This is a genomic window from Rhizobium sp. 18055 (assembly GCF_902706285.1).
Taxonomy (GTDB): Bacteria; Pseudomonadota; Alphaproteobacteria; order Rhizobiales; family Rhizobiaceae; genus Rhizobium.
In genome coordinates, this window is the sequence record NZ_CACSKD010000311.1 from 1 (window position 1) to 435 (window position 435).

The 435-nt window shown below is 72.9% G+C and carries 1 protein-coding gene; it reads right to left on the reverse strand.

The window, feature by feature from the left end; translation table 11 throughout:
- Positions 1-435 (reverse strand): glycine cleavage T C-terminal barrel domain-containing protein (locus GVL52_RS32215; RefSeq protein ID WP_280179133.1); only part of this gene is annotated, 435 nt, incomplete at both ends.

A 435-nucleotide genomic window follows, 5' to 3' on the forward strand; every position in this document is an offset into this window, starting at 1 on the left:
GGAAGGGCATGGGGCTGACTTCCATCGGCACCGCCTTGCCGCGCACGATCGCGTGGACCACCGTGCCGGCGGCTGCGAACCCGGGCGACACGTAGCCCATGGCGACGGGCTGGTTCACGCTCGGGCCCAGCAGGCCACTGGTCACTTCGCCGATGGCCACGCCGTCAATGCTATGCAGGGGCGTGTGCTCGCGCACGGGCACGCGCTCGCGCGCCACCAGGCCCACGCGGCGGCGCTTCAGCAGCGCCGGGTCGTCGATCTGCGCGAGCACCTTGTCGGCGCCCGGGAAGCCGCCCGCGCGCGCGCCGCCGGTGCGTCGCACCTTCTGGATCGCCCAGTTCAGCGCGGCCTCGGGAGGCGTGGTGGTGGTGTCGATGTCGTTGCCGTAGAGGCACAGGCCGGCTTCGAGCCGCAGCGAATTGCGCGCGCCGAGAC